This is a genomic window from Paracandidimonas soli (assembly GCF_004342005.1).
GTDB lineage: Bacteria > Pseudomonadota > Gammaproteobacteria > Burkholderiales > Burkholderiaceae_B > Paracandidimonas > Paracandidimonas soli.
Window position 1 is genome coordinate 447,002 of sequence record NZ_SMBX01000002.1, and the last position, 20,596, is coordinate 467,597.

Annotated in this window: 23 protein-coding genes; 18 read left to right on the forward strand and 5 right to left on the reverse strand. The window is 62.8% G+C overall.

The window, feature by feature from the left end:
- The first annotated feature begins 4 nt into the window (after positions 1-4).
- The 11 genes from hisC (at position 5) to EV686_RS18540 (ending at position 10,711) form a co-directional block, all read left to right on the forward strand.
- Positions 5-1,144 (forward strand): histidinol-phosphate transaminase, encoded by a 1,140-nt coding sequence (hisC, locus tag EV686_RS05695; RefSeq protein ID WP_132474401.1) that lies wholly within the window; start codon positions 5-7, stop codon positions 1,142-1,144.
- On the forward strand, positions 1,141-2,043 hold the full coding sequence (locus EV686_RS05700) for a prephenate dehydrogenase (RefSeq protein WP_132474403.1): 903 nt from the start codon (positions 1,141-1,143) through the stop codon (positions 2,041-2,043). The genes hisC and EV686_RS05700 overlap by 4 nt, the downstream gene beginning before the upstream one ends.
- Entirely contained in the window at positions 2,040-3,359 is a 1,320-nt protein-coding gene (gene aroA, locus EV686_RS05705) for a 3-phosphoshikimate 1-carboxyvinyltransferase (RefSeq protein ID WP_132474405.1), read from the forward strand. The genes EV686_RS05700 and aroA overlap by 4 nt, the downstream gene beginning before the upstream one ends.
- A 15-nt stretch (positions 3,360-3,374) precedes the next feature.
- Positions 3,375-4,061 carry a (d)CMP kinase gene (gene cmk / locus EV686_RS05710; protein ID WP_132474407.1) on the forward strand — a complete coding sequence of 229 codons (687 nt, stop codon included), beginning with the start codon at positions 3,375-3,377 and terminating at the stop codon, positions 4,059-4,061.
- A gap of 129 nt (positions 4,062-4,190) precedes the next feature.
- Positions 4,191-5,909: a 30S ribosomal protein S1 gene (rpsA, locus tag EV686_RS05715; protein ID WP_132474409.1), complete on the forward strand. Its 1,719-nt coding sequence runs from the start codon at positions 4,191-4,193 to the stop codon at positions 5,907-5,909.
- Positions 5,910-5,914: 5 nt separating this feature from the next.
- Complete coding sequence (locus EV686_RS05720) at positions 5,915-6,229, forward strand: integration host factor subunit beta (RefSeq protein ID WP_132474411.1); 315 nt, start codon at positions 5,915-5,917, stop codon at positions 6,227-6,229.
- Positions 6,230-6,403: 174 nt separating this feature from the next.
- Positions 6,404-6,727, forward strand: coding sequence for a LapA family protein (locus EV686_RS05725; RefSeq protein ID WP_132474413.1), 324 nt, complete (start codon positions 6,404-6,406; stop codon positions 6,725-6,727).
- A gap of 94 nt (positions 6,728-6,821) precedes the next feature.
- The gene (gene lapB, locus EV686_RS05730) at positions 6,822-8,063 is read left to right on the forward strand and encodes a lipopolysaccharide assembly protein LapB (RefSeq protein ID WP_132474415.1); all 1,242 of its coding nucleotides are present in this window, start codon (positions 6,822-6,824) and stop codon (positions 8,061-8,063) included.
- On the forward strand, positions 8,060-8,989 hold the full coding sequence (gene rfaE1, locus EV686_RS05735) for a D-glycero-beta-D-manno-heptose-7-phosphate kinase (protein WP_132474417.1): 930 nt from the start codon (positions 8,060-8,062) through the stop codon (positions 8,987-8,989). The genes lapB and rfaE1 overlap by 4 nt, the downstream gene beginning before the upstream one ends.
- Positions 8,986-9,969 carry an ADP-glyceromanno-heptose 6-epimerase gene (rfaD, locus tag EV686_RS05740; protein WP_132474419.1) on the forward strand — a complete coding sequence of 328 codons (984 nt, stop codon included), beginning with the start codon at positions 8,986-8,988 and terminating at the stop codon, positions 9,967-9,969. The genes rfaE1 and rfaD overlap by 4 nt, the downstream gene beginning before the upstream one ends.
- Positions 9,970-10,255: 286 nt before the next feature.
- Positions 10,256-10,711, forward strand: a complete 456-nt coding sequence (locus tag EV686_RS18540; RefSeq protein ID WP_243650762.1) for a ComEA family DNA-binding protein — start codon at positions 10,256-10,258, stop codon at positions 10,709-10,711.
- A 285-nt stretch (positions 10,712-10,996) separates the two neighbouring features.
- Here EV686_RS18540 and EV686_RS05750 read toward each other — a convergent pair whose 3' ends face one another.
- The 3 genes from EV686_RS05750 to pbpG all read right to left on the reverse strand — a co-directional run bounded on the left by EV686_RS05750 (position 10,997) and on the right by pbpG (position 13,299).
- Complete coding sequence (locus EV686_RS05750) at positions 10,997-12,154, reverse strand: benzoate/H(+) symporter BenE family transporter (protein ID WP_132474423.1); 1,158 nt, start codon at positions 12,152-12,154, stop codon at positions 10,997-10,999.
- A gap of 78 nt (positions 12,155-12,232) precedes the next feature.
- Positions 12,233-12,490, reverse strand: a complete 258-nt coding sequence (locus tag EV686_RS05755) for a YkgJ family cysteine cluster protein (RefSeq protein ID WP_132474425.1) — start codon at positions 12,488-12,490, stop codon at positions 12,233-12,235.
- A gap of 8 nt (positions 12,491-12,498) precedes the next feature.
- Positions 12,499-13,299 carry a D-alanyl-D-alanine endopeptidase gene (gene pbpG / locus EV686_RS05760; RefSeq protein ID WP_132474427.1) on the reverse strand — a complete coding sequence of 267 codons (801 nt, stop codon included), beginning with the start codon at positions 13,297-13,299 and terminating at the stop codon, positions 12,499-12,501.
- Between pbpG and EV686_RS05765 the strand changes: the two genes are divergently transcribed.
- From EV686_RS05765 to thpD, 7 genes are all read left to right on the forward strand, one after another.
- Positions 13,298-13,846 carry a hypothetical protein gene (locus tag EV686_RS05765; protein WP_132474429.1) on the forward strand — a complete coding sequence of 183 codons (549 nt, stop codon included), beginning with the start codon at positions 13,298-13,300 and terminating at the stop codon, positions 13,844-13,846. The genes pbpG and EV686_RS05765 overlap by 2 nt on opposite strands.
- Before the next feature lie 223 nt (positions 13,847-14,069).
- A complete protein-coding gene (gene aqpZ / locus EV686_RS05770) occupies positions 14,070-14,774 on the forward strand; it encodes an aquaporin Z (protein WP_132474431.1) in 705 nt (234 codons plus the stop codon).
- A 209-nt stretch (positions 14,775-14,983) separates the two neighbouring features.
- Positions 14,984-15,526 carry a MarR family winged helix-turn-helix transcriptional regulator gene (locus EV686_RS05775; RefSeq protein ID WP_132474433.1) on the forward strand — a complete coding sequence of 181 codons (543 nt, stop codon included), beginning with the start codon at positions 14,984-14,986 and terminating at the stop codon, positions 15,524-15,526.
- A 2-nt stretch (positions 15,527-15,528) separates the two neighbouring features.
- Positions 15,529-16,041 carry a diaminobutyrate acetyltransferase gene (ectA, locus tag EV686_RS05780; RefSeq protein WP_243650763.1) on the forward strand — a complete coding sequence of 171 codons (513 nt, stop codon included), beginning with the start codon at positions 15,529-15,531 and terminating at the stop codon, positions 16,039-16,041.
- Positions 16,042-16,107: 66 nt separating this feature from the next.
- Entirely contained in the window at positions 16,108-17,412 is a 1,305-nt protein-coding gene (ectB, locus tag EV686_RS05785; protein ID WP_132474435.1) for a diaminobutyrate--2-oxoglutarate transaminase, read from the forward strand.
- On the forward strand, positions 17,409-17,810 hold the full coding sequence (locus EV686_RS05790; RefSeq protein WP_132474437.1) for an ectoine synthase: 402 nt from the start codon (positions 17,409-17,411) through the stop codon (positions 17,808-17,810). Before ectB ends, EV686_RS05790 begins: the two co-directional genes overlap by 4 nt.
- 123 nt (positions 17,811-17,933) lie before the next feature.
- On the forward strand, positions 17,934-18,851 hold the full coding sequence (gene thpD / locus EV686_RS05795; protein WP_377748100.1) for an ectoine hydroxylase: 918 nt from the start codon (positions 17,934-17,936) through the stop codon (positions 18,849-18,851).
- 215 nt (positions 18,852-19,066) lie between these two features.
- Here the strand turns inward: thpD and ehuA are convergent, their stop codons facing one another.
- Both ehuA and ehuD read right to left on the reverse strand, forming a co-directional pair.
- Positions 19,067-19,906 (reverse strand): ectoine/hydroxyectoine ABC transporter ATP-binding protein EhuA, encoded by an 840-nt coding sequence (gene ehuA, locus EV686_RS05800; RefSeq protein WP_132474439.1) that lies wholly within the window; start codon positions 19,904-19,906, stop codon positions 19,067-19,069.
- Positions 19,903-20,595, reverse strand: a complete 693-nt coding sequence (ehuD, locus tag EV686_RS05805; protein ID WP_132474441.1) for an ectoine/hydroxyectoine ABC transporter permease subunit EhuD — start codon at positions 20,593-20,595, stop codon at positions 19,903-19,905. Before ehuD ends, ehuA begins: the two co-directional genes overlap by 4 nt.
- Between the last annotated feature and the right edge of the window lies 1 nt (position 20,596).

The following is a 20,596-nucleotide window of genomic DNA, read 5'->3' on the forward strand; positions in this document are numbered from 1 at the left end:
GACAATGACGACGCAAGCAACGGCGGCTGTCGGCGAAGCGCCGACGGTTGCAGCGCATATCCTGTCGATTGCGCCATACCAGCCGGGCAAGCCCATTTCGGAACTGGCGCGGGAATTCGGCCTGGATCCCGCCGGTATCATCAAGCTGGCTTCCAATGAAAACCCGCTGGGCATGCCGGAATCGGCAAAGATGGCCATTGCGCAGGCTGTGAGCGACCTGGGACGCTATCCCGATCCCAACGGTTTCGAACTGAAGGCGCTGCTATCGAAGATCTACGGCTTGCCCGCCGCCTGGATCACACTGGGCAACGGCTCGAACGATCTGCTGGAACTGGCATCGCTAGCCCTGCTCGGTCCCGGGACCTCGGCCGTCTATTCGCAATATGCGTTCGCCGTCTATCGCCTGGCGACCCAGGCGCGCGGCGCGCGCCACCTGATGACGCCCGCCAGGAACCACGGGCATGACCTGGATGCCATGTTCGACGCCATCGAGCCGGACACGCGGCTGGTGTTCATCGCGAATCCCAACAACCCCACGGGCACCTACCAGCCGGGCGAGGCCGTGACCGCGTTCCTGGAAAAGGTCTGGAATACGCATGGGGAGCGCGTCACCGTATTGCTGGACGAAGCCTACAACGAGTACCTGGATCCGGAGCTGCGTTTCGACAGCGCCAGGCTGGTCGAGCGTTTCCCCAATCTCATCGTGTCGCGCACCTTGTCCAAGGCCTATGGCCTGGCGGGACTGCGTGTGGGATTCAGCCTGGCGCAGCCGCGCCTGACCGACCTGCTCAACCGCGTGCGCCAGCCCTTCAATGTCAACAGCCTGGCGCAGGCGGCGGCCATCGCAGCCTTGCAGGACAAGGCGTTCCTGCAGCGAACCTACGAACTGAACCGCGACGGCAAGAAGGTCCTGTCGAGCGCCTTCGAGGAAATGGGGCTTGAGTATGTGCCCAGCTACGGCAATTTCGTGCTGGTGCGTGTCGGCGATGCCGCGCGGTTGAACCAGGCGCTGCTGCGCCGAGGAGTCATCGTGCGTCCCGTCGTCGGCGATGGCCTGCCGGAGTGGCTGCGCATTTCGATCGGCCTGCCGGAAGAAAACGCCAGGCTGATCGATGCGCTGAAAGACAGCCTGGCGGAACGATGAGCGCAGCGCTCGATGCGGCTCCCGGGCGGGAGCTTCCTGTCCTTGCCGTCGTTGGCGTCGGGCTGATCGGAGGTTCGTTCGCCGCGGCGTTGCGCAGGGCGGGCAAGGTCGGCAAGGTGATTGGCGCCGGCCGCAGCAGGGATGCATTGGTCCGCGCGAAAGGCCTGGGACTCATCGACGAGGCCGTAGCGTTGGAGGATGCCGCGCGGCAGGCGGACATCATAGTCCTGGCGACGCCGGTGGGCGCCATTCCGGCGATTCTTTCCCGCCTGCTGCCGTTCCTGAAGCCGGATGCCTTGCTGACCGATGTCGGCAGTACGAAGGCGGATGTCGTGAAAGCGGCCAGGAGCGCGCTGGGAGATCGATCGGAATGTTTTGTTCCGGGGCATCCCATCGCGGGCGCCGAGAAGACGGGCCCGGAGGCGGCGAGCGCGGACTTGTTCGTGGGACGCACCGTCGTGCTGACGCCGCTGGAAGAAAACACGGAACAGTGCAGGACGCTTGCCATCGACCTGTGGAAAGCCTGCGGCGCGCGCGTCGTGCTGATGGAGCCTGATGCGCACGATGCCGCGCTGGCGTCGGTCAGCCACGTGCCGCATTTCCTGGCGTCGGTATTCATGGCGCAGGTCTCCGGCGCGGACGACGCCGATCTGCGGCTTTCCCTGGCGGGCAGCGGCTTCAGGGATTTCACGCGCATCTCGGCCGGCTCGGCGGAGATGTGGCAGGACATTTTCATGGCGAACCGGGATGCGGTGCTGCAGGAGCTGAAAGCGTTCCGCGCGCTTCTCGAGCAGACGGAAAGCGCGCTGGCGCAAGGGGATGCGCGGGAATTGCACGAGCTGCTGGAACGCGCCGCCGTGGCGCGCCGGTTCTGGGGAAGCAGGAGCGGACACGAATGAGCAAGACAACAATGCTGCCGCTTGCGCCGGTGGCGCAGGCGGCAGGGCAAATGAACCTGCCGGGATCCAAGAGCATTTCCAACCGCGTGTTGCTGCTGGCGGCGCTGGCGCAAGGTGAAACGCGCATCTCGGGCCTGCTGGATTCCGACGATACGCGCGTCATGCTGCAGGCGCTGGACCAGTTGGGCGTCCGGGTGGATCGCATTGCCCAGGACGAGGTCGTCGTCCATGGCGGCAGTGCGCTGCGGCCGGGGCCGGAGGATATCCATCTCGGCAATGCGGGCACCGCATTCCGGCCCCTGACGGCCGCCCTGGCGCTGAGCGGCGGGGAATACCGCCTGTCGGGCGTGCCGCGCATGCACGAGCGCCCGATCGGAGACCTGGTCGACGCCCTGCGCAGCATGGGGGCCGACATCCTCTACGAGGGCAATGAAGGCTATCCGCCGCTCAGGATCGGCATGCCCGATCTGAAGTCCGGCATGCCGGTGCGCGTCAAGGGCTCTGTTTCCAGCCAGTTCCTGACGGCGCTGCTGATGGCTGCGCCGCTGCATACGGCGGCCACGGGCCAGCCCCTGACCGTCGAAGTCGAGGGCGAGCTGATATCCAAGCCCTACATCAATATCACGCTGAACCTGATGGACCGCTTCGGCGTCAAGGTGACTCGCGAAGGCTGGCAGCGCTTCGTCATCGGCGCGGATGCGGCCTACCGTTCGCCTGGCGATTTGCGCGTCGAAGGAGATGCCTCCACCGCTTCGTATTTCATGGCGCTGGGAGCCATCGGCGGCGGTCCCGTCGTCATCCACGGCGTGGGCGGGGAAAGCATCCAGGGCGACATTACGTTTGCGGACGTGCTGGAGCGCATGGGCGCCAAGGTTCGCCGGGAGGCGCATGCGCTCGAAGTCTCGGGCGTGCGTGTCGCGCAGGGCGGCACGCTGCGCGCCTTCGATGAGGACTTCAACCTGATTCCCGATGCCGCCATGACGGCCGCCGTGCTGGGGCTGTTCGCCGACGGTCCGTGCACGCTGCGCAATATCGGCAGCTGGCGGGTCAAGGAAACAGACCGCATCCATGCCATGCACACCGAGCTGGAAAAGCTGGGCGCCACGGTCGCGTCCGGCGATGACTGGCTGACCGTCCACCCCTTGTCCAGGGACGGCTGGAAGGAGGCCGAGATCGCCACCTACGACGATCACCGCATGGCCATGTGCTTTTCACTGGCGTCCTTCGGACCGAAAACGGTGACCATCCTTGATCCGGAGTGCGTGGGCAAGACGTTCCCGGGCTACTTCCCCGTGTTCCAGGGCATGGTTTCCTGAAGGAGGGCGATCGTTATGGTGAATCAGACAAGCCAGGCTCCGGTCATCGCGATCGACGGGCCCACTGCATCGGGGAAGGGGACGGTCGCACACCGCGTGGCGGACGCCCTGGGCTGGCATGTGCTCGACAGCGGGGCGCTGTACCGCATCGTTGCGCTGATCGTGCAGGAGTCGGGCACGGATCCCGAGGACAAGGGTACGGTCGCAGCCATCGCCGCCAGCATGGAAGTGCGCTTTTCCGCGGGCGCCGTCCTGATGGGCGAGCGGGACATCTCGGCCGATATCCGCCAGGAATCGGTGGGAAACCTGGCTTCCAGGATCGCCGCCTATCCGTTGCTGCGCGAGGCGCTGCTGCAGCGCCAGCGCGCATTTCGCCGCTCGCCGGGGCTGGTCGCGGACGGCCGCGACATGGGGACGGTGGTCTTCCCGGACGCGCCGCTGAAGATCTTTCTGGAGGCCAGTGTGCAGGCCAGGGCGGAAAGGCGCTGTAAGCAGTTGATGGAGAAAGGAATTTCTGTTAATCTTGAGAGCTTGGCAGAGGATATGCGCCTTCGGGACGAGAGAGACCGCATGCGCAGTGTCGCGCCGCTTGCCGCGGCGCCCGATGCCAGGGTAGTGGATTCTTCGACGCTGACCATCGAGGAAACCGTTGCAGCAGTGCTCGATCTCTGGTCGGGCTTGGGGATCCGGAACGATTCGTAGGGTGGTTTGGCAATTCCATCTTCGAAGAAGCATCCGGGTCATGTTTTGACTCCACCGCAGCGGCAGGCGCCGCCCAGGTGTGTTTTTCACTTTTTACCGAGCGCAGTACTGGCTCATGGATCTCATTTAATGTCTTCCACTTCCACCAATACCGCCGCTTTTGGCGGTGAAAGTTTTGCCGATCTGTTTGCCGAAAGCATCAAGAACCAGGACATGAAGTCCGGTGAAGTCATTTCGGCCGAAGTCGTGCGTGTCGATCACAATTTCGTCGTCGTCAACGCCGGCCTCAAATCCGAGGCTCTGATTCCTCTGGAAGAATTCCTGAACGACCAGGGCGAACTCGAAGTGCAGGCCGGCGATTTCGTCTCGGTCGCCATCGACTCCCTGGAAAACGGCTACGGCGACACCATCCTGTCGCGCGACCGCGCCAAGCGCCTGTCGGCCTGGCTGTCGCTGGAGCAGGCGCTGGAATCCGGCGAACTGGTCACCGGCACCATCACCGGCAAGGTCAAGGGCGGCCTGACGGTCATGACCAACGGCATCCGCGCGTTCCTGCCCGGTTCGCTGGTCGACCTGCGTCCCGTCAAGGACACCACGCCGTACGAAGGCAAAACTCTGGAATTCAAGGTCATCAAGCTGGACCGCAAGCGCAACAACGTCGTGCTGTCGCGCCGCTCCGTCCTTGAAGCCAGCATGGGCGAAGAGCGCCAGAAGCTGCTCGAAACGCTGGCCGAAGGCGCCATCGTCAAGGGTATCGTCAAGAACATCACCGACTACGGCGCGTTCATCGACCTGGGCGGCATCGACGGCCTGCTGCACATCACCGACATGGCATGGCGCCGTGTCCGCCATCCTTCCGAAGTCCTGCAAGTGGGCCAGGAAGTCGAGGCCAAGGTGCTCAAGTTCGACCAGGAAAAGAGCCGCGTTTCCCTGGGCGTCAAGCAGCTGGGCGAAGATCCCTGGATCGGCCTGGCCCGCCGCTACCCGCAAGGCACGCGCCTGTTCGGCAAGGTGACCAACCTGACCGACTACGGTGCGTTCGTCGAAGTCGAAGCCGGCATCGAAGGTCTGGTGCACGTCTCCGAAATGGACTGGACCAACAAGAACGTCGATCCGCGCAAGGTCGTCACGCTGGGCGAGGAAGTCGAAGTCATGGTCCTGGAGATCGACGAAGACCGTCGCCGCATCTCGCTGGGCATGAAGCAGTGCCGCGCCAATCCGTGGGAAGAGTTCTCCATCAACTTCAAGCGCGGCGACAAGGTTCACGGCGCCATCAAGTCGATCACCGATTTCGGTGTGTTCGTCGGCCTGCCCGGCGGCATCGACGGCCTGGTCCACCTGTCCGACCTGTCCTGGACGGAAACCGGCGAAGAAGCCGTTCGCAACTTCAAGAAGGGCGACGAAATCGACGCCGTGGTCCTGGGCATCGATACCGAGAAAGAGCGCATCTCCCTGGGTATCAAGCAACTGGAAGGCGACCCCTTCAACAACTTCGTTGCAACACATGACAAGGGCGCCGTCGTTCCCGGCGTGATCAAGTCCGTCGAAGCCAAGGGCGCCGTTGTCACGCTGTCCGTCGATGTGGAAGGCTACCTGCGCGCTTCGGAAATCTCCACCGGCCGCGTCGAGGATGCAACCACCGTCCTGAAGGAAGGCGAAAACCTCGAAGCCATGATCATCAACATCGACCGCAAGACGCGTTCGATCCAGTTGTCGATCAAGGCGCGCGAAACCGCAGAAACCGCCGATACCATCCAGCGCATGTCGGAAGCCAGCGCCTCCTCGGGCACCACCAACCTTGGTGCGCTGCTCAAGGCCAAGCTCGACCAAGCGCGCGACGACGGCTAATCGGCGTGACGAAGTCCGAATTGATCGCAATTCTGGCCAGTCGTTATCCGCAGTTGGCGGGGCGCGACATGGACTATGCAGTCAAGACCCTGCTCGATGCCATGACCCAGGCTTTGGCCGACGGCCAGCGCATCGAGATAAGGGGCTTCGGCAGCTTTTCCCTGTCGTCCCGGCAGCCCAGGGTAGGGCGCAACCCGAAGTCCGGCGAAAAAGTGATGGTGCCTGGTAAGCAGGTGCCGCATTTCAAGGCCGGCAAGGAATTGCGCGAACGGGTGGATCCCGAGCAGGCGGAGAAGCCCGCAACCATGGTTGCGGAATGACTCTGGTGCGATTGCGGTTCGTCACACGAAGGTAAAAACAGGCCCCCTCATCCAGGGGGCCTGTCTGTTCAGGCTTCCATGTTTGCGCAAGCCGTGCGGCCTGGGTCCGTATCCGGGGAAAATGCAATTACAATGCGGACATTGCCTCAAAAATAATTGAACGGAGATTTCACCATGCGTTATGTCGTCTGGCTGGTGCGGCTGTTGGTGTTTGTGCTGGTACTCATGTTCGCGCTGAACAACACAGGCGCAGTCGATGTCCGTTTCTATGGAGACTACTATCTGACGGGCGTTCCGCTGATCGTGGTGATGCTGGTCGTGTTTGTGCTGGGCGCCGTCTTCGGGCTGCTGCTGGCGATGGGCTCCGTCATGCGGCGCAACCGCGAAATCAAGCGCCTCAAGCGCGAGATCACCCGCCTGGAAGACGAGATCCGCTATCCGGCGGGCACGACGAGCCCGGAGGCCCCGGAAACCGTTGCGCCCCTGGCGCCGCTGTGAAATTTTTTGCCGCCGGGCCGCCCCAAGGCAAAAAGCGCCCCCTTGGGGGCAGCAAGCCGAAGGCGCAGCGTGGGGGTTTTTACAGGAATGATCTGTGGATTTTCAACCGTGGTGGCTGATTTTTCTGCCGTTGCTGTTCGCGCTGGGCTGGATTGCCGCACGCGTCGACATACGGCAATTGCTGTCCGAGACGCGCACTCTGCCCAAGTCCTATTTCAAGGGACTCAATTTTCTTCTCAATGAAGAGCCCGACCGCGCCATCGATGCCTTCATCGAAGTTGCGCGGCTGGATCCGGAAACGACGGAACTGCACTTCGCCCTGGGCAGCCTGTTTCGCAGGCGAGGCGAAATGGAGCGCGCCATCCGTGTTCATCAAAGCCTGCTTTCGCGCGCCGATCTGCCGGAGGCGGAACGCGAGCATGCCTTGCATGAGCTGGGGCAGGACTTCCTGAAGGCGGGCCTGCTCGACCGCGCGGAGCAGGCGTTCGAGCAACTCCTCGATACCCGCTTCGCTGTGCCGGCCGTCAAGGCGCTGATTCGCATCTACGAGTCGGAGCATGACTGGATCCGCGCCATCGACGCTGTCAAGCGGCTGAGGGCGCTGGTGGACGAGCCCGTGCCGCAATTGGCGCACTATCAATGCGAGCGCGCCCATGCCGCGCTGACGGCGCGCCCTCCGCAGCCCGATCAGGCGGACGAAGCGCTGGACGCGGCGGAGCACGCGGTGCAGTCGCTGCGTGCGCACGGCGGTGACACGGAGGGCGCAGAAGCCCGTATCGCCATGCTGCGCGCCTTGCAGGCGCGCCTGCGCGAAGACAACGGCCTGGAGCGTACGTATCTCGGCTCGGTGCTGCGCAACGCGCCTACCTACGCCAGCCTGATTGCCTCCGGGCTGCTGGAAAGCTGGCGCAAGGCGGGGGATCCGGAAAGGGGGCTGCAGCTCTTGCAGGAGCATTACGCCTCTCATCCGTCGCTGGATGTGTTCAGCGTGCTGTTCCGGGAACTGAGGGAAGCCCGGGGCAGGCAGGTCGCCTGGGACTTTGCGCGCGATGCCCTGAGCCGGCATCCCTCGCTGCTGGGGCTGGATCGCGTGCTGGATGTGGAAATCGGCAAGGCGCAGGCGGCCAGCGCGCCGCTCGACGGAACCGATATGCCGCCCCTGACGGGCGGGGCGGATTTCGGCCTGCTGCGCTCGCTGATCCATCGGCACACCCAGCGCCTGGACCGCTATTCGTGCAAGGTTTGCGGGTTCGAGGCCAAGACGTATTATTGGCAGTGCCCGGGGTGCAATTCATGGGAAACCTATACACCCCGCCGCGTGGAGGAACTGCGATGAGCCGATTCCCCGAAGAGGCGGTGCGCAAGACCAGGATTCTGGTCATCGGCGATCTCATGCTGGATCGCTACTGGTTCGGGGATGTCGATCGCATCTCTCCCGAGGCGCCGGTGCCGGTCGTGAAGATCGCCAAGCGCGAGGATCGCCTGGGCGGCGCGGCCAACGTGGCGCGCAATATCGTGGCCCTGGGCGGGCATGCCACGCTGCTGGGCATCGTCGGCAGAGATGAAGCGGGGCGCAGCGTCGCCGCGCTGGCGTCGGAGTCCGGCATCGAGGCGGACTGCGTCGAAGACGAGAGCCTGCCGACGACGCTGAAGATGCGGGTGCTGGGCCGGCAGCAGCAGTTGCTGCGCGTCGATTTCGAAGAGCATCCTTCGGCGGCAAGCCTGGATGCCTTGTCCCGCCAGGCGGAGAGCCTGATCGCCTCGCACGATGTACTGGTGCTGTCCGATTACGCCAAGGGTGCGCTGGACCGCGTCGAGCAACTGATCGCCCATGCCAGGCAGGCGGGCGTACCGGTGCTGGTGGACCCCAAGGGGGCGACATACGAACGCTATCATGGCGCCACGCTGGTCACGCCGAATCGCGCGGAACTGATCGAGGCCGTGGGGCGCTGGAAATCGGAAGAGGACCTGCAGCAGCGCGCCCAGGAACTGCGCCGGAAGCTGGAGCTGGAGGCGTTGCTGGTGACGCGTTCCGAGCAGGGCATGACGCTGTTCACGGCGCATGGCCGGGAGCATTTCCCGACACATGCGCAGGAAGTATTCGATGTGTCCGGCGCTGGAGATACCGTGCTGGCGACGCTTGCCGTCATGCGGGCGGCCGGAGAGGACTGGACCCGGTCCGCGGACTGGGCCAACCGCGCGGGCGGCATCGTCGTAGGAAAACTGGGTACGTCGATTGTGACGGCGGAGGAATTGAAATGATTATCGTAACTGGCGCGGCGGGCTTCATCGGAAGCAATATCGTGCGGGGGCTGAATCGTCGCGGACACAAGGACATCCTGGTGGTCGACGATCTGACTCAGGGTGACAAGTTCGTCAATCTCGTCGATCTGGACATTGCGGACTACATGCACAAGGATGAGTTTCGCGCGCGCGTGCTGGGCAATACTTTGCCGCGCGTCGAAGCCGTCCTGCACCAGGGGGCATGCTCCGACACGACGGAACGCAACGGCCACTACATGATGGACAACAACTACAGGGTGACGCTGGAGCTGTTCCAGTTCTGCCAGCAGCATCGCACGCCGTTCCTGTATGCGTCTTCGGCGGCCGTCTATGGGGCTGGTCCGAACTATGTGGAAGATATCCGCAACGAAGCGCCATTGAACGTCTACGGCTATTCCAAGTTCCTGTTCGACCAGGTGCTGCGCCGCCACCTGGATGCGCTTTCCGCGCCGGTGGTGGGCCTGCGCTATTTCAATGTCTATGGCCCGGGCGAGCAGCACAAGGGGCGCATGGCATCCGTTGCCTTCCATAATTTCAATCAGTTCCGCGAGCAGGGCAGCGTGCGTCTGTTCGGCGGCTGGGACGGTTATGCGGACGGGGGCCAGATGCGGGATTTCATTCACGTGGACGATGTGGTGGATGTGAATCTGTTCTTCCTGGGAAATCCGCAGGTTTCAGGGGTGTTCAATTGCGGCACGGGCAGGGCGCAGCCTTTCAATGACGTGGCCCAGACCGTGGTCAATACGCTGCGCACGCACGGGGGGCAGGCGGTCTTGCCGCTGGAGGACCTGGTCGGGCAGGAGCAGCTTGAATACATTCCTTTCCCGGACGATCTGAAGGGCCGCTACCAAAGCCACACGCAGGCCGATCTGACGGCATTGCGCGCCGCGGGATATGACAAGCCTTTCATGGATGTCCAGCGCGGCGTGGAAAAATACGTCACGCATTTGCTGGGGTAGTTTCCGAAGTGGCTATTTCCGCCTCTTTGGCGGGAACGGACTGGGGTTCTGTCGCATGATGGTGGGGACGTGTCGCGCTGGCTTTTTTGCCGCCGGGCCGCCCCTAGGCAAAAGCGTCCTCCCTGGGATGAGTCTGGACACAGGACAGCCCCTGCGGGCTGTGCGGTGCCTGACGAATCCGAGCGGCATGCAGGCCGCGAGGTGGGATGCAGCAAGCCGAAGGCGCAGCGTGGGAGGCATTTTGCTGCCGGGCGCGTCTTCTTTCCAATCTGCAAGGAGCTCAGCCATGAATCCATTCACTCAATCGACCGTTGCCAGTCCCGCTTCAGCGGAGAGTCCGGCAGGTGCGCCTTTCGCTGTCCGGTGCATCGGCGGCAGGGCGGCGTTTTCCCGGCGGATCCGCGGGCCAGCCAGGCTGCTGAGATCACTGGGGCTGGCGGTGGCGCTTGCGGCGTCGGGCGCGGCGCTGGCGGTCGATGTCAATCAGGCGACGCTGGAGCAGTTGCAGGGTGTGCGCGGGATCGGACCGAAGACGGCCCAGACGATACTGGATGAGCGCGGCAGGGGCGGTCCTTATGCTTCGTTCGAGGATCTGTCGGATCGTGTGAAGGGGATCGGGAGTAAAAAAGCGGTCGCACTGCAGGAGGCGGGGCTGAAGATCGGCGGGCAGGGTGCAGCCGAACTTGCGAAGCGGGGGACTACCGAGACGGGGCAACAGAGATCGGCTCGGGCGCAGCGCTAGGGTGCTTTACTTTTGCGTTGGCGGTTTTGTTTGATGCAAGGCTAAGTGCTAACCCGCCCGCTGTCGCACAGTCTCATCCAGGCCCAGTCAGTCGGCTCGGGCGCGCCAGCAGGCGCCCTCGGCCCCTTCGGGGCTACCCTCCCTCCAATGTGCCTGGATGAGACTGTGCGGCAGCGGGCTGGGCATTGGCGCTCAGGGGGAGCAGCAGGCGCTCATTGGCATCAGGCATGCAGGCTCATGATTGTTAGCCATGGCTAATAGGGGGGCTTTGCGGATCGCGCGGCCTTACCTGCGCCTGGCGGTCAGCAGGTGCAGCGCGAACCCCAGCAGCATGCCCCAGAATGCGCTGCTGATGCCTGCGAATGAAATTCCCGATGCCGTGGCCAGGAATGTGATCAGGGCCGCATCCCGGCCCTTTTCGTCGGACAGGGCTGTGGCCAGGCTGTTGCCGATGGTGCCTAGCAAGGCAAGGCCGGCGATGGCTGCGACCAGGGCGGGCGGGAAGGCCTCGAACAGGCCTGCGACGGTGGCGCCGAAGATGCCTATCACCAGGTAGAAGATGCCGGCCCAGACGGCGGCGAGATAGCGTCGGGAGGGGTCGGGGTCGGCGTCGCGGCTCATGCAGATGGCGGCGGTAATGGCGGCCAGGTTGTAGGAGTATCCGCCGAAGGGGGCCAGCAGGACGCCCGTGAATCCGGTCCAGCTGATCAGCGGCGATGCGGGTGTCTGGTAGCCGTTGGCGCGCAGTACCGCCAGGCCGGGGACGTTCTGCGACGTCATGGTGACGATGAATAGGGGCAGGCCGACGCCCAGCAGGGCGGAGAGGGAGAATTCGGGCATCATCAGAACAGGGCGGGCAAGCTCCCATTCGAGCCGTTCCAGGCGCAGTTGCCCCAGCATGGCGGCGGCCGCGATCCCTGCGGCGAGAGCCAGGGGGATGGTGTAGCGGGGCAGGTAGCGGCGAGCCAGCAGAAAGGCGATGAACATGGTCCCCACCATCAGCCACTGGTTCTGCATGGCGATGAACAGTTCGGCGCCGAAGCGGAACAGGACGCCCGCCAGCATGGCGGAGGCGATATGGTGCGGCACGCGCTGGACGATGCGCTGGAAGGCGCCGGTCATGCCGCTGATAGTGATGAGCAGCGAGCAGAACAGGAAGACTCCGATGGACTGGCCGATACCCAACCCGGGCAGGCTGGTGGCCAGCAACGCAGCGCCCGGAGTGGACCATGCGGTGAGGATGGGGGCGCGGTAGCGCAGCGACAGGCCGATGCAGGTGGCGCCCATGCCCAGGCCCAGGGCCCACATCCATGAACTGATCTGTTCGGTGGTCGCTCCCGCGGCTGTGGCGGCCTGGAATACGATGGCTACCGAGCTGGTGTAGCCGACCAGGACGGCGATGAAGCCGGAAGAGATGAGTGAAAGCCTGAACCAGTTCTGCATGTTTTGGTGATTGTCTGATGCGCGGGCGCCGGTATGGAACGCAGAGGCGATGCTACCACTTGTTGCGCATGCCGGCACTCATGACGGGGCTGTCGCCTTTTCCAGGTCGGCGAGCCAGGCGATGGCGTGTTCGCGCGTCATGCCGCACATGTCGGCGGCCGGCTTCAGGCCGCCGCAGAAGGCTGGTCGTTCGGGTTTGTCGAACAGCTTGCAGCGGTAGTCTTCATCCAGCTGGATGCAGGGCACGCCTGCGGGTTTGCCGCGAGGCATGCCGGGAATGGGGCTGGCAATGGACGGCGCAATGCAGCACGCGCCGCAAAGGGGACGGCATTGCATGCTCAGACTCAGAGCATGGCCAGGGTGCCCTGGCTTTCGATCAGGCGCCGCACCCTGACGGCGTCCGCGAAACGGGTGAGGCTGCCGTTGGAGTTCAGCAGTATGACGGCGACCTCGCGATCCTGCAGGCGCGTCAGCATGACGAGGCAGCGTCCGGCTTCCTTGATGAAGCCGGTCTTGGATACCTGGATGTTCCATTCGTCATTGCCCAGGAGCCGGTTGGTATTCTTGTAGGTCAGCTGGCTGCCGTTCTGGAGCGAAATATCGTGCGACGGCTCGGTCGTGTGGCGGCTGATGAGCGGATGCGCGCTGGTCGCCTTCAGGAGCTTGACGAGGTCGTAGGGGGTAGACACGTTTTCGCTGGACAGCCCGGTGGGGTCCGCGAACCGGCTCTGGCTCATGCCGAGCTCCGCCGCCTTGCGGTTCATGGCCTTCACGAATGCGGTGATGCCGCCGGGATAATTGCGGCCCAGCGCATGTGCCGCGCGGTTTTCCGAAGACATCAGCGCAAGCAGCAGCAGTTCTTCGCGAGTGAGCGTGGCGCCTGTGGGCAGCCGCGAGCCGGAGTTGCGCAGGCGATCGATATCGTCGCTGGTGACGTCCAGTTTTTCCGACAGCGGCTGGCCGCCTTCGAGCACGACGAGCGCCGTCATGAGCTTGGTGATGGATGCGATGGGGCGGACTTCGCTGCTGTTTTTCTCATACAGCACGCTGGAGCTTTCCAGGTCGATGACCAGGGCGACTTCGGAGCGGGGCGGCTCGAGGGAGTCCGCGCCGGCGTGGGCGGAAGGGCTGTACGCGGCCGTCATGACAGCGCCCGAGCCCGCGGCGCGCTGGCTCAGCCTGGCGCGCGTATTGACGCCGGATTTGGCCACGCTGGCCTTGGCCGCACCCGATTTCTTGGCTGTGACTGTCTTGGTCGGGCTCGTTTTTTTGGTGCTTTTTGCCTTGGCAGTACTTGTCTTCTTGGCCGAGGCTTTCTTCGAGGCTGTTTTTTTGGAAGGGCTTGCCTTGGCAGTGCTTTTCTTGGCGCTGCCAGCCGCGGCGGTTTTTCCTTTGCCGCTTTTTTTGGTCTTGGCTACCGCCTTTGCATCCGTCTTTTTGGCCTTGGTGGATTTTGCCTTGCTGGCACTGGCCGAGCCTGAGGCGCTGGCCTTGAGCGAGGATTGCGAGGCGGCGACGGCCGATTGGGCGCCTGTCAGGCAGAACAGCGCCAGCAGCATGGCAAGCAGCAATGGCCTGATGGCGGGAAATGCCGGAAGGAATGTGGACATGGTTCGACCAGGAAGAATGGGGCTGAGCGGCAGCGACAGGTTGACGGTTGCGATAATATCAGAAAAATCTTATTTGTATTAGTGGTTTACCCTGTTTTTATAAACAAAATTCTAGCTATGGCAGAAAATTTGCGCCCTTGTGCAAGAACGAGCCAGTCACAGTAATGTGAAGCATTGTGAATAACCCTGAAGTTAATGGCTGTATTCGGTAACGATTGACCTATCATGCGCTCCAGGCTGGATCGAAATATCGCCCAGCGGATGATTTTTCCTGTTTTTGATTATCCTGTTCAAGGAGTACTCTCATGTCATTGAGCAAACGCGCATTGGCCGAATTGATCGGTACATTCTGGCTTGTCCTCGGCGGTTGCGGCGCCGCGGTTCTGGCTGCCGGGTTCCCCGGTTTCGGCATCGGCTTTGCCGGTGTCGCACTGGCATTCGGTCTGACCGTGCTGACCATGGCCTATGCAATCGGCCATATTTCCGGCGCCCACCTGAATCCCGCGGTATCCATCGGCCTGGTTGTCGGCGGCCGGTTCGATGCCAGGGATCTGCCGGCCTATATCATCGCGCAGGTCGTGGGTGCAACGCTGGCGGCCGGCGTGCTGTATCTGGTGGCAAGCGGCAATCCCGATTTCAGCCTGGCGGGAGGCATGGCCTCCAATGGCTATGGCGAGCACTCTCCCGGCGGCTATACGCTGCAGGCAGGCTTCCTGCTCGAGGTCGTATTGACGGCGGGATTCCTTATTGTCATTCTCGGGGCGACCGACAAGCGGGCTCCGGCCGGTTTCGCGCCCATCGCCATCGGTCTTGCGCTGACGCTGATCCACCTGATCAGCATCCCCGTGACTAATACCTCCGTCAATCCCGCCCGCAGCACGGGGCCGGCCCTGTTCGTGGGCGATTGGGCCTTGTCGCAGCTCTGGATGTTCTGGGTTGCGCCGATTCTGGGCGGCATCATCGGCGCCATCGTCTACAAGGCGGTGGCTGGGAACGCCGACAGAACCTGATCGCGCAGGGAGGCGGTCCAGATCCGCGCCTCCGTCCCCGGTTTTCTCGAGCGCGCTGCAGTCTGCGGCGTATTTCCCGGGCGGCCTGGCTCCTTGAGTCAGGCCGCTTTTCCTTTCGTTTTCGTTATTTGACCTGCCGCATGATGGGTGCAATAATTTGCTCTCGTATCATTTGAATAGAAATCAATTTTCTGCAGGGTGTCATCATCATGACGGACTCAACCGGCGTACAGCAATCCTATGATCTGCGCATTCTCAGCGCATTGCGCCGCATTACCCGCTCGGTCGCGCTGCATTCCAGGCAGTTGGCGGCTTACAGCAACATCACGGCGCCGCAGCTGATCTGCCTGCGTGCGGTCATCAAGCATGGTCCGATGACTGCCACGGCGATCAGCCGGGAGGTGCATGTCAGCCCCAGCACGGTGGTCGGCATTCTTGACCGCCTGGAGGACAAGGGCCTGATCCGCCGGGAAAGGGGCAAGCAGGACCGCCGCATCGTGTTCGTGACGGCAACCGAAACGGGCATTCAGCTGGCCCAGGATACGCCGTCTCCCTTGCAGAAAAAGCTGGCGGATGCGCTCAATGCATTGCCGGAGCTCGAGCAGGCGACCATCACGCTGTCGCTGGAGCGCATCGTTGACCTGATCGATGCCAACGGAACGGTGTCCGCAGAGGCTGGGCAGGATAGCGCAGCGCCCATCCTGGATGTGCCTCTGGGCGAGGTACCGCCGGAGTCGGGGCTTGCGGTTTGAACATGGATACCGACACAGTACGCGATGAAGCACTGATCCTGCGACGTCCTTGCGCAAACGATGGCGCGCGAATCCATGCCCTCATCGCGGCTTGTCCCCCTCTCGACACGAATACCGTCTATGCCTATCTGCTGCTGGCGCAATATTTCCAGGATACATGCATCGTAGCCTGCCGTCAGGAAGATGATGATCTGGCGGGCTTCATCTCCGGCTTTATCGTGCCGCAGCGCGCGGACACGCTGTTCATCTGGCAGGTTGCCGTGCATCCTTCGCAGCGAGGACGAGGGCTGGCTGCGACCATGCTCGACCGTTTGCTGCAGGAACAGATTTCCAGGGGCGTGCGTTTCATCGAGACCACCGTCAGCCCCGACAACCAGGGTTCGCGCGCATTGTTCAACGCGCTGGCCCGCCGCCGGGGCGCAGTCCTGTCGGAAACCCCGATGTTCGACCGTTCGCTTTTCGGCGGGCAGTCGCACGAGGACGAGCCTTTGCTCAGGCTAGGTCCATTCCAATGAACCGGCGCCATCCGCCATGCGGATGAGAATGATCCAATGCGCCACTTACATGAGAGGTAACCGAGAATGAAATTAAAAATATTCGACCGGATGGAGTCAGAGGTTCGTGGGTACATCCGGTCCTTCCCAGTGATATTCAGCCAGGCCAGAGGTTCCCTGCTGATTGACGACACGAACAAGGAATATGTTGATTTCTTCAGCGGAGCAGGAACGCTGAATTACGGCCATAACAATCCTGCACTGAAAGAGAGACTGATCGAATACCTGAATACCGACGGTATTGTGCATGGCCTCGATATGGCTACCGAGGCAAAGAAATATTTCCTTGAAACAGTCGAGCGCGTCCTGCTGAAGCCCCGCAACTGGCGCTATACCCTGCAATTCACGGGCCCGACAGGCACGAATGCCGTCGAAGCGGCCCTGAAGCTTGCCCGCCAGGTAAAAGGACGCCAGAACATCGTCAGCTTCACCCATGGTTTCCACGGCGTCAGCGGCGGTTCGCTTGCCGTGACTGCCAACGCCAAGTTCCGCAATGCGGCCGGCGTTGCACTGGCCAACACGACCTTCATGCCTTTCGATGGCTATCTGGGTCCGGACGTCGATACCATCAGCTATTTCGAGCGCATGCTCGAGGATCCCAGCAGCGGGCTGGACCATCCAGCGGCTGTCATCGTGGAAACCGTGCAGGGAGAAGGCGGGGTCAATGTCGCTACATGGCGCTGGCTGCGCGAGCTGGAGCGCCTCTGCCGCAAGCACGACATGCTGCTGATCGTCGACGACATCCAGGTCGGCTGCGGGCGCACGGGCAGCTTCTTCAGCTTCGAGAACGCCGGCATCCAGCCCGACATCATTACGCTGTCGAAATCGCTTTCCGGATTCGGCCTGCCCATGTCGCTGGTCATGTTCAAGCCCGAGCTCGACATCTGGAAGCCTGGCGCGCACAGCGGCACTTTCCGCGGCAACAACCTGGCCTTCGTCACGGCGGCGCACGCGCTCGAGCGCTACTGGAGCGATGATATCTTCGCGGGTGAAGTCGCCAGGAAAGAGCGCATCGTGCGCGACTGGCTGGAAAACCTGGTGCACAGCTATCCCGGAACAGGCCTGAGCGTGCGCGGACGCGGCTTGATCCAGGGTCTGGTCATGAATCAGGAAGGCATGGCGGGACGCGTGTCGCAGGAAGCCTTCCTGCAGGGTCTGGTCATCGAGACTTCGGGCGCGAACGACGAAGTACTCAAGCTGCTGCCCGCGCTGACCATCGAAGACACCTATCTGCTGCAAGGCCTCGAAGTCATCGAGCGCAGCGTGGCGCAGGTCCTGAGCGAGTCCAGGCACTCCGCCAGCGTCGTTCGACTGGGGAGGAAAGCAGGATGATCGTACGCAATGTCAACGATGTGATCGGCACCGAGCACGAAGTCAGGACCGACAACTGGGTAAGCCGCCGCGTGCTGCTGAAGAAGGACGGCATGGGGTTTTCTTTCCATGAAACCGTCATTTTTCCGGGCACGGAAACCTACATCCGCTATGCCAACCATCTGGAGGCCGTGTGGTGCGTCGAAGGCGACGGTGAGATCGAGACCACGGCGGATGGCAAGCGGTATGCATTGGGACCGGGCGTGGTGTATGCGCTGGACCAGCACGACGCTCATTACCTGCGCGGCGGCGCCGCGCCGCTGCGCGTCATTTGCGTATTCAACCCTCCGCTCAGAGGCGACGAGGTACATGACGCCGACGGAATCTATCCAGCCAGCATCGACACGGCGGAGGCCTAGGAACACGCCCCGTGCCGCGCCTTGGCTTGCGCTCCATCCCGCGGCCCGCACGCCGCCGGGATTCGCCGGGGAGACGCATTTTGCCTTGGGGCGGTCCGGCGGCAACAACAAGGAGATGACATCATGAGTCTAGTTCATGAACGCTATCTTTCCCGCACGGAACGCGCCGTCGCCATCATGGCCAGGGAAGAACCTGTAGTCTATGAAGGCGGGGCCTATGCAGATGCGCTGGATGCGCAGACGCTGGCCTCCTACGAGAAAAACGGATTCCTGGTGCTGGACGGTGTTTTCGACGACACCGAAACGCAGGCGCTGCTGGACGAGGTTGTCCGCCTGTCGAACGACCCAGTCATACGCCGCAGGGAAGAGGCAGTGACAGAGCGCGGCAGCGATGTCGTGCGCTCCGTCTTCGCCGTGCACAAGCTCAGCCAGAAACTGGCGGCCCTGGCGCGTGATCCGCGACTGCTCGATGTGGCGCGCCAGATACTGGGGTCCGAAGTCTATCTGCACCAGACCCGCGCCAATCTGAAGCCTGGCTTCACCGGCAAGGAGTTCTACTGGCACTCGGACTTCGAGACCTGGCATGTGGAGGACGGCATGCCGCGCATGCGCGCGCTGAGCTGCTCCGTGCTGCTGACCGATAACACCGCCTGCAACGGTCCGCTGATGCTGATGCCGGGTTCGCATCTGCACTTCATTTCGTGCAAGGGGGAAACCCCCGAGGAGAACTACAAGAGTTCTCTCAAGAAGCAGGAAACGGGCATACCGGACGAGCTCAGCCTTCAGTTGCTGGCGGAGCAGGGCGGCGTCCATGCCGCGACCGCCCGGCCGGGCTCGGTCATATTCTTCGATTGCAACACCATGCATGGGTCGAGCAGCAATATCTCGCCGTGGCCGCGCGCCAATGTCTTCATGGTCTACAACAGCATGGAGAACACCCTGGGCGATCCCAAGTACGGGCTGGCTCCACGGCCGGAGCATATCGCGACGAGGGAGGCGTTCGAGCCCCTGAAACCCCTGCGGCAGCCCGAGTACCAATAGGCTCGGGCATGGCGTGAATCGTATCCCGGTACCTGATGGTATCGGGATATTTTTACCGCCGGGCCGGCCCAAGGTAAAAACGCCCCCTTGGGGATGAGCCCGGGCACAGGACAGTCCACTGCGGACTGTCCTGTGCCTGGCGAATCCAAGCGGCCTGCAGGCCGCGCGGTGGAGCGCAAGCAGGCACTAGCCTGCGCGGCGTGGGGGTCTTTCCTTCATCCTTCCGGATTGATGAACCCCTTCAGGAACTCTTGTGTCCGCGCCTCTTGAGGCTCGGTGAACACCTGTTCGGGCGGTCCCTGTTCCACGATCACGCCCTTGTCAAAGAAGCAGACGCGGTCGGAGATCTGCTTGGCGAACTGCATCTCGTGCGTCACAAGAAGGATGGTCAGATCGTCCTGGTCGGCCAGGCGCTGGATGACGTTGAGCACTTCGCCGACCAGCTCGGGATCCAGGGCGGACGTGGGTTCGTCGAACAGCATGATGTTGGGTTTCATGGCCAGCGCCCGCGCAATGGCCACCCGCTGCTGCTGGCCGCCCGAAAGCTGGCTGGGAAACTTGTCGGCCTGGTCGGAAAGCCCCACCAGCTCCAGATAGGTTTCCGCGCGCGCATTGGCTTCTTCTTTGCCCAGTCCCAGGACATGGACCGGCGCCTCGGTGATGTTGCGGCGCACCGTCATGTGCGGGAACAGATTGAACTGCTGGAACACCATGCCCATTTCCTTGCGCATTTCACGCAGGTGTTCTTCCGAGGCAGGCTGCAGCTCCCCATTTTTCTCTTCGTGCCACAGCGGCTTGCCGGCGACGTGAATGACGCCTTCGTCGATGTTCTCCAGTGTCATCAGTATGCGCAGCACGGTGGATTTGCCCGAGCCCGAAGGGCCGATGATCGTGACTTTCTCGCCCTTGCGCACGGAGAAATTCAGGCGGTCGAGAACCGTCACGTCGCCGAATCGTTTGACGACATCCTTGAACGTGATGATGTCGACGGGTTCGGATGCCTGCGCGGCGGGAGATGCGGCGGAAACCGGAAGGGAAGTATCGCTTGTGTTCATCGCAGGGGGATTCCTTGTTTGGGCAGCCGCCGGTCCAGATAGCGCACGCCGGCCGCGGCGATCAGCGTCATGACCAGATATAGCGCTCCGACCATGGACAGCGGCACCAAGTAGTTGAAGGTGCGGTCGCCGATGATTTTGGCGACGCTCAGCATTTCGATGACGGATACGACGGACAGGATGGGAACATCCTTCATGATGGAGACCAGGTAGTTGCCGAGCGCGGGAATGATGCGGGGGATGGCCTGGGGAACGATGATGGTGCCGAAGGTGCGCAGCGGAGGAATGTCCAGTGCGCACGCCGCCTCGGTCTGGCCACGGGCGACGGACTCGATGCCCGCGCGGTAGACCTCCGAAGTATAGGCGCTGTATTGCAGCCCGAGCGCCAGGGCGCCCGTCAGGAAGGCCGGCAGCACGATACCGTATTCCGGCAGCACGTAGTACAGGAAGAACAGTTGCGCCAGCAGCGGTGTATCGCGGACGAATTCGGTGAACAGCCGCGCCGGCCAGGAAATGATGCGCAGGCGGGCTGCCTTCAATGCGGCCAGGATCAGGCCCAGCACGGCTGCAATCAGGAAGCCGACGACGGTGGCCTGCAGCGTGACGACCATGCCCCTGAGCAGTATGGGCAGTATGGAGGCGGCGAACAGCCAGTTGTTGGTGGTGTCCCACTCGATTCCGAACATCATG

Coding starts and splice junctions, on each gene's coding strand:
- hisC (WP_132474401.1), top strand. CDS start 5: ATGACGACGCAAGCAACGGCGGCTGTCGGCGAAGCGCCGACGGTTGCA.
- EV686_RS05700 (WP_132474403.1), top strand. CDS start 1,141: ATGAGCGCAGCGCTCGATGCGGCTCCCGGGCGGGAGCTTCCTGTCCTT.
- aroA (WP_132474405.1), top strand. CDS start 2,040: ATGAGCAAGACAACAATGCTGCCGCTTGCGCCGGTGGCGCAGGCGGCA.
- cmk (WP_132474407.1), top strand. CDS start 3,375: ATGGTGAATCAGACAAGCCAGGCTCCGGTCATCGCGATCGACGGGCCC.
- rpsA (WP_132474409.1), top strand. CDS start 4,191: ATGTCTTCCACTTCCACCAATACCGCCGCTTTTGGCGGTGAAAGTTTT.
- EV686_RS05725 (WP_132474413.1), top strand. CDS start 6,404: ATGCGTTATGTCGTCTGGCTGGTGCGGCTGTTGGTGTTTGTGCTGGTA.
- rfaE1 (WP_132474417.1), top strand. CDS start 8,060: ATGAGCCGATTCCCCGAAGAGGCGGTGCGCAAGACCAGGATTCTGGTC.
- rfaD (WP_132474419.1), top strand. CDS start 8,986: ATGATTATCGTAACTGGCGCGGCGGGCTTCATCGGAAGCAATATCGTG.
- EV686_RS18540 (WP_243650762.1), top strand. CDS start 10,256: ATGAATCCATTCACTCAATCGACCGTTGCCAGTCCCGCTTCAGCGGAG.
- EV686_RS05750 (WP_132474423.1), bottom strand. CDS start 12,154: ATGCAGAACTGGTTCAGGCTTTCACTCATCTCTTCCGGCTTCATCGCC.
- EV686_RS05755 (WP_132474425.1), bottom strand. CDS start 12,490: ATGCAATGCCGTCCCCTTTGCGGCGCGTGCTGCATTGCGCCGTCCATT.
- EV686_RS05765 (WP_132474429.1), top strand. CDS start 13,298: ATGACAGCGCCCGAGCCCGCGGCGCGCTGGCTCAGCCTGGCGCGCGTA.
- pbpG (WP_132474427.1), bottom strand. CDS start 13,299: ATGACGGCCGCGTACAGCCCTTCCGCCCACGCCGGCGCGGACTCCCTC.
- aqpZ (WP_132474431.1), top strand. CDS start 14,070: ATGTCATTGAGCAAACGCGCATTGGCCGAATTGATCGGTACATTCTGG.
- EV686_RS05775 (WP_132474433.1), top strand. CDS start 14,984: ATGACGGACTCAACCGGCGTACAGCAATCCTATGATCTGCGCATTCTC.
- ectA (WP_243650763.1), top strand. CDS start 15,529: ATGGATACCGACACAGTACGCGATGAAGCACTGATCCTGCGACGTCCT.
- ectB (WP_132474435.1), top strand. CDS start 16,108: ATGAAATTAAAAATATTCGACCGGATGGAGTCAGAGGTTCGTGGGTAC.
- EV686_RS05790 (WP_132474437.1), top strand. CDS start 17,409: ATGATCGTACGCAATGTCAACGATGTGATCGGCACCGAGCACGAAGTC.
- thpD (WP_377748100.1), top strand. CDS start 17,934: ATGAGTCTAGTTCATGAACGCTATCTTTCCCGCACGGAACGCGCCGTC.
- ehuA (WP_132474439.1), bottom strand. CDS start 19,906: ATGAACACAAGCGATACTTCCCTTCCGGTTTCCGCCGCATCTCCCGCC.
- ehuD (WP_132474441.1), bottom strand. CDS start 20,595: ATGATGTTCGGAATCGAGTGGGACACCACCAACAACTGGCTGTTCGCC.